Here is a 12,138-nt window from a genome sequence, read left to right on the forward strand (position 1 = left end):
TCTAGGAATGGCATGATAAAAGCCAAAACGCGCGCCTGGTGGCGCGCCACCTTGGCGCTTTGCCTCGGCTCATTTCTTGTTTTTATCAACTTATACGCACCGCAGCCGCTGCTGCCAGGGTTAAAGGAGACCTATCAGGTCTCTACCTTGGGCGTCAGCCTGCTTATGTCGGTATCGACCCTCTCCTTAGCCATTGCGCTGCTGGTCTTCGGGCCTCTCTCTGATGCCATTGGTCGCGAAGGCATCATGCGCGTCACACTGCTGTTGGCAGGTGGATGCTCCATTGCCTTGGCCTTTGCCCCCACCTTTGAAAGCTTGCTGCTGCTACGCCTGGTGCAAGGCTTTGTGCTGGGAGGACTGCCAGCAGTGGCGATCGCCTGGATGGGCGATGAGTTTGAGAAGCCTGCGCTGTTAAGCGCTGTGGGGCTCTATATTGGCGCCAACTCGCTCGGCGGAATCAGCGGGCGTATCGTCGGTGGGGGCGCCGCTGAGGTCGGCGGCCCCACAGCGGCATTTCTAGCGGTAGGTATCATGACGCTTGTTGGCTGCGCGGTATTTTGGCGCCTGTTGCCCAATAGCCGCGCCTTTACTCCCCAGCGCTTCGAGCTGCGCAAAGCAGCCGGCGATTTAGTCAGTCATGTGCGCAATCCGGTGTTGCTCGCTGCTTACTGTCTGGGTGGTATTAATTTCCTGATTTTTATTAACCAATACAGCTATATCACCTTTCGGTTGGCGGCAGCGCCGTATCAATTAGCCGCCAGTGGTCTGGGGCTGATTTTTTTGACCTATCTCGGCGGTACCTTCGGTTCGATGATTTCCGGGCGATTGGCTGGGCGGTTTTCTCCCGCGGCATGCATGATGGTAGGGGTAGTGATTTTGATGTTGGGCACGGCGATCACGTTATCGGATTCGCTGCTGCTGATTATCGTCGGCTTAACCGTCAATGCCTTCGGCTTTTTCCTGGCCCATTCGTTGGCCTCCAGCTGGGTAGGCCGTTATGCCCAGGGCGCCCGGGGCAGCGCCTCGGCGCTCTATCTGGTGTTTTATTACGTGGGAGCCAGTTTGGGTGGCTTCTGGCTGGAGCCGTTCTGGCACTGGGCCGGTTGGTCAGGGGTCACTATAGGCTCGTGGCTGCTGCTAAGTATCACGCTAATGATTGCCTTCGGCCTATGGCGTTTTGAGCGTCGCCAGGCGGTTGGCTAACTTTCATCAGCTACCATGGCTTCAGTTGCCTTTCGCTTAAGTGCAAACGCTGTGGGCAGAGCCGTTCCAGTAGGGCGATGTCGTGGCTAATCACCAGCACGCCAAGCTGGCGTAATTGCGCCTCCTGTTTTAGCGCCTGCCAAAGCTCAAGTTGGGTAATCGGGTCGAGCATGGTGGAGATCTCATCGGCGACCAGAAAGCGTACTTCCGGGGCGAGTGCACGCAATACGCATACCCGCTGCAACTCCCCCCCCGATAGCGATTGTGGAAAGCGAGATAGCCACTTTGGTTTTACGCCAAACGCCTGGCACTGGGCATCAGAAGGCGTCCAGGCTTCGCGCAGTATTTTGGCTACCCGCCAGCGTGGGTTCACCGCCAGTTCCGGCGATTGGGGAAGCCACTGTACGGGCTGCACACCTTTTTTAGGTAGCGCCGCGCCATCCAGGGTGACATAACCCGTCTGGGGCATTAAGTAGCCTGCCAGCAGTTTGCCCAGTGTGGATTTTCCTGCCCCCGAGTCGCCGCTTAATCCTAACCACTGGCCCGCTTTTAGGGTGAGGGAAACGTCTTCCAGTATCGGTGTGTCGGGTGAAAACCGAAAACCAAGCCGGTGCGCGTTAAGCAACATTCGTCTCCTGTTCACGCCTGCCGATGGTGGTCGTAGCAAAAGCGTTGTCCGGTAGCGCCAGCCACAGGGCCTGTGAATAAGCGCTGGTCAGAGCGGCGCCGCTGCCCTGAAAGGCGCTGGCGGGCGCGGTCTCGATCAGCTTGCCGCCACGCATAATGGTAACGAGGTCGGCAATCGGCAGGGCATGGCGCAGGTCGTGGGTAATCAGGATCACCGTTTTACCCTGGTCGGCCAGTTCGCGCAACGCGCCCAGTACGCGCTGGCGCTGGTGTGGGTCAAGGCCTACGCTGGGTTCGTCAGCAATCACCAGCCTGGCTTGGCTGACGTGGGCCATGGCCGTCAACACGCGCCGGGCCATGCCGCCGGAAAGCTCGTGGGCGTAGGCCTGCTGTGCTCGGGCGTCTAGCTGATAGTGAGCAAGGGCTTGTTGGGAGGCGTGCCAAGCGTGTGCTGATGGCTGGCCTGCGCGCTGGGCCGCCCAGGTCACCTGGCGCTGAGTACGCACCAGCGGGTCTAAGGCGCTTAGCGATTGGGGGATCAGCGCCAGCTTGCGGCCGCGAAGCTGGCGTTGGCGTGATGCATCAAGAGGTTTTCCCTGGTAGTAAAGCTGCCCGTCTAAGCGCGCAGGTGTGGGCAGTAACCCCATGATCGCATAGGCCAACAAACTTTTTCCGGCGCCGGAGGCACCCACCACCGCATGTACCTCGCCTGGGCAAAACGTTAGCGAAAATGCATCCAGACAGGTAGCCCAGCGACGCTTCCACCATGCGGCATAACCGTCTGCATAGTAGGGCAACTGGAGTGTTAAACGGTCGATCGTGAGCATTGCAACCTCCTAAAGAGCCCGGCGTAGCTGGCTGGAGAGGCGCTCGAAACCCAGCACCATCAGTAACAGCCCCAAGCCGGGAAATACCCCCAGCCACCAGTAGCCGCCGCTTAAGTAGCGCATGGCATCCGCCAGCAAAACGCCAATAGCGGGCTGGCTGGGGCTTAGGCCAAAGCCCAAAAAGGTCAGTGCGGCTTCGTGGAGAATCGCGTGGGGGAACAGCAGTAGGGCGCCCACCAGGCAGTGGGGCAATAAATGGGGGAGCAGGTGGCCGTGGAGCACAAACCAGCGCGACTTACCCAGCGCACGCGAGATGCGCACATAGGGCGCCTGGCGCAGTTGCCATAGCTCGGCGCGTAGCACCCGGGCCAGGCTGGGCCAGTGGGTCACGGCCACGGCAATAATGACTGCCTGGGTGCCGCCACCTAGGGCAAAGGCGATCAGCATCAATAAAATCAGGTGGGGCACGCTAAGCAGCGTATCAATCAGCAGACTCACCAGGGCATCCAGCCGCGCTGACAGCGTGGCTAGGGCTGCCAAGCTCAGCGCAATCAGCGTGCTCAGGAGAGCGGCCAGGCAGCCCACCCAGAAGCTTAGCGCCAGCCCGGCAAGGGTTCGCGCCCAGAGTTCACGGCCCAGCGCGTCGGTGCCCAGCCAGTGTTCAACGCTAGGCGGGGCTAGCCGGGCATCAAACTGCATCTGTTGCGGTGAATCACCTAGCAGCCACTGGCTAGCGGCAAGCCCTACGACCAGCAGGGTGGCGACGCCCAGGCTGAAGGCGGCGCGCAGGCGCGGCTGAGGCTGACTCATAAACCACCTGGCTGAATGCGTGGGTCAATAACGGCGTAGAGGCTATCGGCGATCATATTGCCGATGCTGACAAACAGGGCGGTAAATAGCGCGATGCCCAGCAGCAGGGGAACGTCACTGCGTAGGCCTGCGGCCACCGTGGCTTGGCCCAGGCCCGGGTAGGCGAACACCTGCTCGATTAGGATCGAGCCGCCAAATAGTTCGCCCAGTGAGGCAAACGCCAGCGTCACTGCGGGTAAACTGGCGTGCCGGAGACCATGGCGCCAGGCCACATCTATTCGGCTGGCGCCCTGGGCAAAGGCGTGGGTAGCAACCTCTGAGCGCATTAGCTCAAGCATGCGGGCGCGGGTATGCAGGGTAATATTGGCGATGCCCAGCAGTGCCAAGGTGACGATTGGTAAGAGTAGATGATGTAACCGGGTAACGAGGGTGACGTCTTGATTCAAGACCCCGACTGGCCCCGCGCAACAGGTAGGCGTCCAACCCAGCGTTACCGAAAACAGCAGCACCGCAAGTATCGCCAGCCAAAAAGCGGGAGTGGAGGCGGTAATGAAGGCGTAGGTGCTGATGATGCTATCCAGCTTGGAGCCCTCTTTGGCACCTGCCACCACGCCGAGGCTAAACCCCAGTAGCGCCGAGAGCAGCCAGGCACTGCCGAGTAGCGCAATGGAGCGTTGAAAACGCTGGCCGATCACCTCGCTAACCGGCTGGTTATAGACATGACTCCAGCCCAAATCACCGCTGATTAGTTGACGCAGCCAGTGACCAAACTGAACGGCAGGTGACTGATCGAACCCCAGCGCTGGGCAATCAGGGCGCGCTGTTCGGGGCTGACCTGGGCCATTTGCGGGCCCAGGTAGGCATCAACGGGGTCAACCGGTGAGGCCATCATCAGCCCATAAGACACCAGGGCGACGCAGAGGAGTACCAGCGCCAGACGGGCCAAGCGCTTGATGGTAGGCGCAATCAGTCGCACGTCCAGCGCCACTCAAGCAGGTTAGCGGTGATCGGCCAGCCGTGACCGTGGGGCGCCACGCCCAGTTCGCCAACATCCAAGCAGGTGTCAGCAAAATAGACGTGTTCTAGGTTGACCAGCCAGGCCCAGCTGCTATCGCCGCGTACGCCGTAGCCGGTGGTGCCGTCCCATTGCGCCGCCTGCCATTCCCGGTTGGCTTGCTCGATACTTGCCGCCGCCTGGGCGTTATCCAAGTGGGTATCTACCTGAGGATTAGCGTAGAAACCGCTGTTGTAGAAACCGTTACCCGCATGCTGGCTGTGGAAGAGGTAGTAGATCTCCTGGGGGCTGTGGCTACCAAAGCCGAACATAATGGCGTCCTGGTGCAGCGCTTCGCGCTGGATTTCATCCCAGTGGCGGCCGGTGGGCTGCATCTCAATCCCCAGCGGGCGCACCATGTCAGCACTTACTTCTGCAAGCAGCTGACGGGTGGTATCGTTTGAAGGGTAGGTAAGCCGAAAGCGTGCAGGCAGGCCCTCTTTATAGCGCAGGCCATCGTCACCTAGCCGCCAGCCTGCGGCGTCGAGTATCGCCTCTGCCTGGGCAAGGTCAGGCACGGAAAGGTGCTCATCGCTACTGCTCCAGGGGAGACCATCCGCCGGGCCAAAGGCGGGGCGTCCGTAACCCTGCAAGGCCACCTCCACCAGCGTATCGCGGTCAACGGCAAGGTTAATCGACTGGCGGATAGCAATGTTTGCGGTTACGTCGTTGCCAATGGGGGCGCCGGAGGCGGCGTGTTCGCCATTAGCCGTCTGCATGGGAAAAAGAATGCCGCGATTATCGACACTCTCCATAATCACCCGCTGCATATGTGCTGGCACATTGGTCGCCAGTGCAGGAGGAACCGAGGCGATATCCACTTGGCCAGCATGGGCAGCACTTAGCGTGGCGTCTTCACCGGTAAACAGAAATACCAGCCGTTCAAACACGGGCGTAGGGCCGTAGAAGTAAGGATTACGTTCTACAATCAACTGTTCTCCTTCCTGCCACTCTACGAACTGATAGGGCCCAGACCCCAAGGGATGACGACCATACTGATCACTGTAGCCGTTATCACGCTCGGCGCGGGGCACAATGCCCAGCGTCAATAGTTGATCAATAAAGGTAATGCGCGGGGCCTTCAGGCGGAGCGAAACAGTGTGTTTATCAAGTGCGGTTGCTTCAGCCAGGGCGCTAAGATCCGCCCGCCCGCCTGCCTGGGCCGCCGCATTAAAAGTATAAGCCACATCGTCAGCGGTCAGCGGCGTGCCGTCTGCAAAGCGGGCGTCCTCACGCAGTGTGAGTGTCCAGGTCAGGCGGTCTTCAGAAAGCCGCCACGCAGTGGCCAGCTCTGGCTGCGGCGCAAGATTCTTACCCCGTGAGAGCAGCGTCGACTGAAACAGTGGATTGCCATACTGGCCCCAGCCCAGCAGTGGGTCAAAACCCTGTTCGGGTTCACCGCCAATGGCAAGCACTAGCTGTTCTTTTGCTTGCACAGCTGTAGCTACGACTAAACAACTTAACGCAATACCCAGTAAGATGGGCCGAGTTGGTTTAGCCATCGCTTTATCCTTTATGCTGTTAGCGTCACGAGTATGATGTTTTTACAAGAACATCATACTACCGGTGGTGGCAGCACATGAAAAGTTAATCACTACAGGGGGCGTGAATGCAGCGTGTAACGGTAACGCTTGATGAGGAGCTGGTGGCAGAAGTCGATACGTTGATGCGTGAGCGCGGCTATCAAAACCGCTCAGAGGCGATTCGCGACTTGACCCGCAGCGGTTTAAAGCAGGTGCGAGAAGAGGCGGCGCCGGATGCCCCCTGCATGGGTGCGTTGGTATACGTTTATGATCATGCTGCACGCGAGCTTTCCAAACGCTTAACACGTCACTCTCATGACCACCATGACCTAACGCTTTCGACTCTGCATGTGCATATCAACCACGACAGTTGCCTGGAAGTGGCGCTGCTCAAAGGCCAGGGGCGGGTGCTAAAGCAGTTTGCCGACGAAGTCACATCGTCGCGCAGTGTACGTCATGGGCAACTGGTGCTAATACCGGGCGAGTAGTGCCGCAATAAGGTTGCGGACATAAAAAAGGTGACCCGGAGGTCACCTTTTCTGATCGGTAGCGAGAGCGGCTTAGTGCTCAACGCCGCCTTCGCCGTGCACGTGGCCGTGCTCAACTTCTTCAGCGCTGGCTTCGCGTACTTCAGCGATCTCAACGTCAAAGTTGAGCTGTTGGCCGGCTAGCGGGTGGTTGCCATCGACAACGACCGTATCGCCTTCAACTTTCTTGACGGTGACCATGAGCGGGCCGCCTTGGGTCTGGGCTTGGAACTGCATGCCCGGCTCAATGCTTTCGACGCCCTGGAACGCGTCCCGAGGTACTTCTTGCATTAGCTGCTCTTGCAGCTCGCCATAACCCTCTTCCGGAGATACGGCAACGTTCAGCTTATCGCCCGCAGTACGACCTTCCAGCTCTTTCTCTAGACCCGGAATAATATTACCGGCGCCATGGAGGTAAGTAAGCGGTTCACGGCCTTCGGAACTGTCTAGCACTTCACCTGCATCGTTGGTCAGGGTGTAGTGAAACGCGACAACCGAGTTTTGCGCAATTTGCATGGAATAACCTTTCGGTGAGTGCATGTCCCAACATGGTAACGCGTGTGCGCTGGCTTGTCAGGGGGTAGTGGCGCTTTTTCCTACTCTCCACTTTTGGCGCTATTGCGTGCCAGGGTGACCAGGGATACCCTACGACCATCACTTATTCCTTTGCCCTATCACTTTTGGAGCATGCAATGACGATCTTGATTATTTGGCTTATCGCTTTTTGCCTGATTGCTTATTTTACCTATCAGCGCTGGAATAGTGGCGTTAGCGCGGGGTTGGACAAGGTGTTGCCCGGTTTTTTGAAAAGCCATGGCGACAACCGCTATCTGTGGGTAATTACGCTGGCAGTGCTGGGCGCCACTACCCTGGTGCAACCAGTGGAGATGCTGCTGGTCGTTATCCTGCTTGCTCTTATTGGCTGGGCCATCATGGCACTGGCGAGTTGGGCAGGTAATAAGACTCACCGTTAAGCTGGTTGCAGCACAAAAAGCCCGGCCATCAAAGGAGATGGCCGGGCTTTTTTTTCTACTTAACCGCTTTCGACTATCAATGCTGCTTAATAGGGCGCCACGCTCACGTTGGCACCACTGCCGATTAGGCGAACACGCTGGCCAGCTTGGAATTGGCGGTCTGCACGTTGAACGACAACAATATCAGAGCCGTCATCACGACGAATTTCCATTTCCAGTGCATTGACGCGATTGGTCGCATCTTCAGCGGCCGTACCTGCCACCGCACCGCCCAGAGCGCCTGCCACTGTCGCCAATTGACGACCTGAACCGCCACCTACCTGGTTGCCTAAAAGGCCACCAATAACCGCACCGCCACCGCTACCTAAAAGGCCGCCTGCACGGCTTTCTGCTTGAATCTGCACTGGGCGAACCGCCACGATAGTGCCATAAGTGACGCTTTGGCTTGTTTTGGCCTGGTTACCACTGTAGACATCGCCAGAGTAGCCTGATGTGTTGGCGCAGCCTGCGAGCGTGAGAATGCTCAGTGCGGCAATTGGGAGAAGAAGACGTTTCATACAAACCTCCAGGGTGTCTATTTTGATAGCTGCTATCCATGTGGCTGTTATCAATATATCTGTCATCGATAGGGCAGACAAAGGGTGGATCGCAGTTATAGAACAGTGTTCGTTAAAGATAGCCGATGCCGACGCGTTTGACCAGCGATCGTTTAAAAAGATCAAAGCTGATAAAGCCATCGCCAGAAAATAGCTTAATCGAGAGTCTAACAGTGTATTAAGAAAACAGTGTGCAAATACCGGTAGCCAATCAAAAACAGGAGGCCACATGGCCTCCTGTTGTTAGGGTTCGGTAATGAAGTAAACCGTATTGCTTATGAATTAACCGAACTGATTCATGGTGTTGTCTTTGCCGCCGGCTTTCAGAGCTGCATCGCCGTGGAAGAACTCTTTGTGGTCATCACCAATATTGGAGCCCGCCATATCCTGGTGACGTACGGTGGCGATTCCCTGACGAATTTCCTGACGCTGCACGCCTTTTACGTAGGCCAGCATGCCTTCGTCGCCGAAGTAGCCTTTCGCTAGGTTGTCGGTGGACAGGGCGGCAGTGTGATACGTCGGCAGCGTGATCAAGTGGTGGAAGATGCCCGCTTCGCGAGACGAGTCGCGCTGGAAATTGCGCGTCCACTCATCGGCCAACTGACCAAGCTCGGTCTCGTCGTACTCGGCGCTCATCAGCTTGTCACGCTGGTAAGCGGAAACGTCTTTACCCTCTTCCTGCCAGGCATCGAAGACCTGCTGGCGGAAGTTGAGTGTCCAGTTGAACGACGGTGAGTTGTTGTAGACCAGCTTGGCATCCGGCACGACCTTACGAATCCGGTTAACCATGCTGGCGATCTGGCCTACGTGGGGCTTCTCAGTTTCGATCCACAGCAGATCAGCACCGTTTTGCAGGCTGGTGATGCAGTCAAGAATAACGCGATCTTCGCCGGTGCCGGGTTTGAACTGGTAGAGGCCGGAAGCGAGACGCTTGGGTTTCACCAGCTTGCCGTTCTGTTTGATGACGACGTCGCCGTTGTTGATATCAGCAGCGTTCTCAATTACATCGCCGTCCAGGAAGCTGTTGTACTGGTCGCCTAGGTCACCGGGCTCATTGGTGACGGCAATTTTTTGCGTCAAACCCGCGCCCAGTGAATCGGTACGCGCGACGATAACGCCATCTTCAATGCCGAGTTCCAAAAAGGCGTAACGCACGGCGTTGATTTTGGCCAGGAAGTCTTCATGGGGCACGGTAACTTTACCGTCCTGGTGACCGCACTGCTTCTCATCAGAGACCTGGTTTTCCAGTTGTATACAGCAGGCGCCTGCTTGAATAAACTTCTTGGCCAACAGGTAAGTGGCTTCTGCGTTACCGAAACCAGCGTCGATATCAGCAATGATGGGGACGATATGGGTTTCGTAGTTATCGATTTTGCTGATCAGTTCCTGCTCTTTGCTGCTGTTGCCAGCCTCTTTGGCGTCGTCCAGGTCGCGGAACAGGTGGTTAAGTTCCCAGGCATCGGCTTGCTTTAGGAAAGTGTAGAGTTCTTCGATTAGGTCGGCCACGGAGGTTTTTTCGTGCATCGACTGGTCGGGCAGTGGACCAAACTCAGAGCGTAGCGCGGCCACCATCCAGCCTGACAGGTAGAGGTAGCTACGTTTGGTGGTGCCAAAATGCTTTTTGATCGAGATAAGCTTCTGTTGGCCAATAAACCCATGCCAGCAGCCTAGTGACTGGGTGTATTGTGCGGTATCAGCATCGTAGGCGGCCATATCTTCGCGCATGATTTTGGCAGTGTAGCGAGCAATGTCCAGGCCGGTGTGAAAGCGGTTTTGAGCGCGCATACGGGCGGCGTACTCAGGTTTGATAGCTTCCCATTTGCCGCCTTGTGCTTCGCGCAGTTGGGCCATGGCTTTGATATCGTCGAGCAGTCCTGACATGAGCTTACCCTCTTCGTTTATGTTGGCAGTTCTTAAATGCTGGTGCCGTTTCGCCAATCAGTGCTTGCTAATGCTGCACCTGCGAAGTTGTATTCAGCATCATTCAATTTCGCGTTTCTGTCTCTAAGTCAATCGTCTCTAAACCCATTGTCTTGGGTACTAGTGACATCAGTGCTAAATACATCCGATACAGCGTCGCGGGTTTGAAGCATTTGCTACATCGCCATAACGCTGCAATGCAACAACTATCCACTAGGAGAGCGCATTCAACAATTGACACTTGGAGGCATAGGGCGTTGTAACCCGACTACAGTGGGGGGAGAAAGCGGTGGGTTTGTGTAGTGGTTTTTCGTCAGGAGGGTATCAAAAGCGCATAAAAAAGCACTGCCGGGGCAGTGCTAGCAAAAGCGCCCTCGCCGAGGGTTGATCCGATTCGGTGACTACTGGGGTTGATATTCCGTGAGCGATAACGTCATCTCTCGGTGAGGGATGCCCGCATCCATAAACTCATCTCCGTGGGCGATGAAGCCTAGCCGCTCATAAAATGCCAGCGCGTGAACCTGAGCGCTGAGGGCCACCTCAGTGTGGCCTGCATGTCGAGCCGCTTCAATCGCGGCCTGCATCAGCAGTACGCCAATGCCTGAGCCACGCGCTTCGGCGAGCACCGCGACGCGGCCGATATGTCCGTCGGGCAGCAATCTCGCGGTGCCTACTGGTTGCCCATCAAGCATGGCGAGAAAGTGCTGGCATTCAGGATCCAAACCATCCCACTCCTCATCCTGAGGCACGTTTTGCTCTTCAATAAATACCTTGCGCCGGATTTCGCTGGCAGCCTGACCCAGTATCTCCCAGTCGCCGGTACTGATGTGGGTGATGGCCATCAATACTCCTCGTCGTCCTCACCTTCATCGCCCATAAAGCCAAGGCTGCCGGTATTGACCAGCTGCGTGATGAGCGTAGCGGCACCGTCAAGCTCAAGGTCTTGGGCATAGAGTGGTTTGGTGTCGGCAAGTCGCTTGGCTAGCTCAGTCGAGCAGGCGTGACCGTCGCCATCGACAAACAGCGTGGTGCCGCTGGCGTCGCGCCGCCAAGCAAAGCGTGAGCCGGGCATATGGTAGAGCGGATCGCCCTTTTGTAGTTGAGCAACAAGCGCCGCTTCGTCCATCGGCGTTTCAAGTGGTACCACTTGGTCGACATATTTTGGCTGGGTCATTACTCGACCAAACCACTGGGCGATTTGGGTGGGGTTATCCAGCGTCGATATAATCAGCTGGCGCATGCGCTCAACGGCGGCGTCATCCAACTCGCCTACCTGCTGGGCAGGCGCCATGCCCGCATCGCTGTAACGCTGGGAGGCAGGAAGCTGTTCGCCCAAATAGTCGGCGTAGGAGGTGATTGCCTCATCGGCAGAAGGGGCACGAAAACCAACCGAGATGGTCATGCAGTCATCGCTTTGGCTTACGCCGTGGTGCGCCCAGCCGGGAGGGAGATAAAGCATGTCACCGGGATCAAGCACCCAGTCGGAGTCGGGCTCTACGGTGAACTCTTTAAGAATGCGCAGATCGATGCCTTGGATGATCGGTGCATCTTCGGTGAGCTTACCGCCCAACTGCCAGCGACGATGGCCGCTGGCTTGGAGTAAAAACACATCGTATTGATCGATATGCGCGCCTACATTGCCGCCAGGCGGCGCGTAGCTGATCATGACGTCATCGAGTCGCCAACGCGGCAGGAAGTCAAATTCGTCCAGTAGCGCCGCCACCGATGGAACGTAGTGGTCAACGGCCTGCACTAAAAGACTCCAGTTCTGTTCCGGAAGGCGTTCAAAGGTGGCCTCATCAAAGGGGCCGTGAGAGACCTGCCAAGGGCCATCCGGGCCCTCTTCTTCGACCAAACGCGCTTCAACGCCAGGTTCGCAGGCGAGACCGGCCAGCTCATCGGCTTCAATCGGGCTGATGAAGTCGGGCATTGCGCCACGGATCAGCAGCGGCTTTTGCTGCCAATAATTGGCCAGAAAGTCTGCGGCGGTAAGATCGCCCAGCAAGGTTAACGGCTTATCGTGATGGTTCATGGCATGCCCTGGCGTTAGTAAGTTGGCGTAAATAAGTAAAGGTGG

The 12,138-nt window shown here is 57.1% G+C and carries 12 protein-coding genes and 1 pseudogene; 3 read left to right on the plus strand and 10 right to left on the minus strand.

What is annotated here, in order from left to right; genetic code table 11:
- Positions 1 to 12 precede the first annotated feature (12 nt).
- Positions 13 to 1,203, plus strand: a complete 1,191-nt coding sequence (locus tag OM794_RS06190; RefSeq protein ID WP_226248632.1) for an MFS transporter — start codon at positions 13 to 15, stop codon at positions 1,201 to 1,203.
- A gap of 10 nt (positions 1,204 to 1,213) precedes the next feature.
- Here the strand turns inward: OM794_RS06190 and OM794_RS06195 are convergent, their stop codons facing one another.
- The 5 genes and pseudogenes from OM794_RS06195 to OM794_RS06215 form a co-directional block, all read right to left on the minus strand.
- Positions 1,214 to 1,831: an ABC transporter ATP-binding protein gene (locus tag OM794_RS06195; RefSeq protein ID WP_319001064.1), complete on the minus strand. Its 618-nt coding sequence runs from the start codon at positions 1,829 to 1,831 to the stop codon at positions 1,214 to 1,216.
- Complete coding sequence (locus OM794_RS06200; RefSeq protein ID WP_226248634.1) at positions 1,821 to 2,657, minus strand: ATP-binding cassette domain-containing protein; 837 nt, start codon at positions 2,655 to 2,657, stop codon at positions 1,821 to 1,823. The genes OM794_RS06195 and OM794_RS06200 overlap by 11 nt, the downstream gene beginning before the upstream one ends.
- 9 nt (positions 2,658 to 2,666) lie before the next feature.
- Complete coding sequence (locus OM794_RS06205) at positions 2,667 to 3,467, minus strand: ABC transporter permease (protein WP_088701105.1); 801 nt, start codon at positions 3,465 to 3,467, stop codon at positions 2,667 to 2,669.
- Positions 3,464 to 4,455, minus strand: a pseudogene (locus OM794_RS06210) (ABC transporter permease). The gene OM794_RS06205 and the pseudogene OM794_RS06210 overlap by 4 nt, the downstream one beginning before the upstream one ends.
- Positions 4,434 to 6,023 (minus strand): ABC transporter substrate-binding protein, encoded by a 1,590-nt coding sequence (locus OM794_RS06215; protein WP_226248637.1) that lies wholly within the window; start codon positions 6,021 to 6,023, stop codon positions 4,434 to 4,436. The pseudogene OM794_RS06210 and the gene OM794_RS06215 overlap by 22 nt, the downstream one beginning before the upstream one ends.
- A 107-nt stretch (positions 6,024 to 6,130) precedes the next feature.
- Here OM794_RS06215 and nikR point away from each other — a divergent pair, with 107 nt between their 5' ends.
- Positions 6,131 to 6,532, plus strand: coding sequence for a nickel-responsive transcriptional regulator NikR (gene nikR / locus OM794_RS06220; protein WP_226248639.1), 402 nt, complete (start codon positions 6,131 to 6,133; stop codon positions 6,530 to 6,532).
- A 72-nt stretch (positions 6,533 to 6,604) separates the two neighbouring features.
- Here the strand turns inward: nikR and OM794_RS06225 are convergent, their stop codons facing one another.
- Positions 6,605 to 7,087, minus strand: a complete 483-nt coding sequence (locus OM794_RS06225; protein WP_226248642.1) for an FKBP-type peptidyl-prolyl cis-trans isomerase — start codon at positions 7,085 to 7,087, stop codon at positions 6,605 to 6,607.
- A gap of 176 nt (positions 7,088 to 7,263) precedes the next feature.
- Between OM794_RS06225 and OM794_RS06230 the strand changes: the two genes are divergently transcribed.
- Positions 7,264 to 7,545 (plus strand): hypothetical protein, encoded by a 282-nt coding sequence (locus tag OM794_RS06230; RefSeq protein WP_226248644.1) that lies wholly within the window; start codon positions 7,264 to 7,266, stop codon positions 7,543 to 7,545.
- 86 nt (positions 7,546 to 7,631) lie between these two features.
- Here OM794_RS06230 and OM794_RS06235 read toward each other — a convergent pair whose 3' ends face one another.
- The 4 genes from OM794_RS06235 to OM794_RS06250 form a co-directional block, all read right to left on the minus strand.
- Complete coding sequence (locus OM794_RS06235; RefSeq protein ID WP_226248646.1) at positions 7,632 to 8,102, minus strand: glycine zipper 2TM domain-containing protein; 471 nt, start codon at positions 8,100 to 8,102, stop codon at positions 7,632 to 7,634.
- 321 nt (positions 8,103 to 8,423) lie between these two features.
- On the minus strand, positions 8,424 to 10,022 hold the full coding sequence (locus tag OM794_RS06240; RefSeq protein WP_226248647.1) for an isocitrate lyase: 1,599 nt from the start codon (positions 10,020 to 10,022) through the stop codon (positions 8,424 to 8,426).
- Between the two features lie 440 nt (positions 10,023 to 10,462).
- Positions 10,463 to 10,903: a GNAT family N-acetyltransferase gene (locus OM794_RS06245; protein ID WP_226248651.1), complete on the minus strand. Its 441-nt coding sequence runs from the start codon at positions 10,901 to 10,903 to the stop codon at positions 10,463 to 10,465.
- Positions 10,903 to 12,093, minus strand: coding sequence for a cupin domain-containing protein (locus OM794_RS06250; RefSeq protein WP_226248654.1), 1,191 nt, complete (start codon positions 12,091 to 12,093; stop codon positions 10,903 to 10,905). Before OM794_RS06250 ends, OM794_RS06245 begins: the two co-directional genes overlap by 1 nt.
- Positions 12,094 to 12,138: the final 45 nt, after the last annotated feature.

It is taken from the genome of Halomonas sp. BDJS001, assembly GCF_026104355.1.
Classification (GTDB): domain Bacteria; phylum Pseudomonadota; class Gammaproteobacteria; order Pseudomonadales; family Halomonadaceae; genus Vreelandella.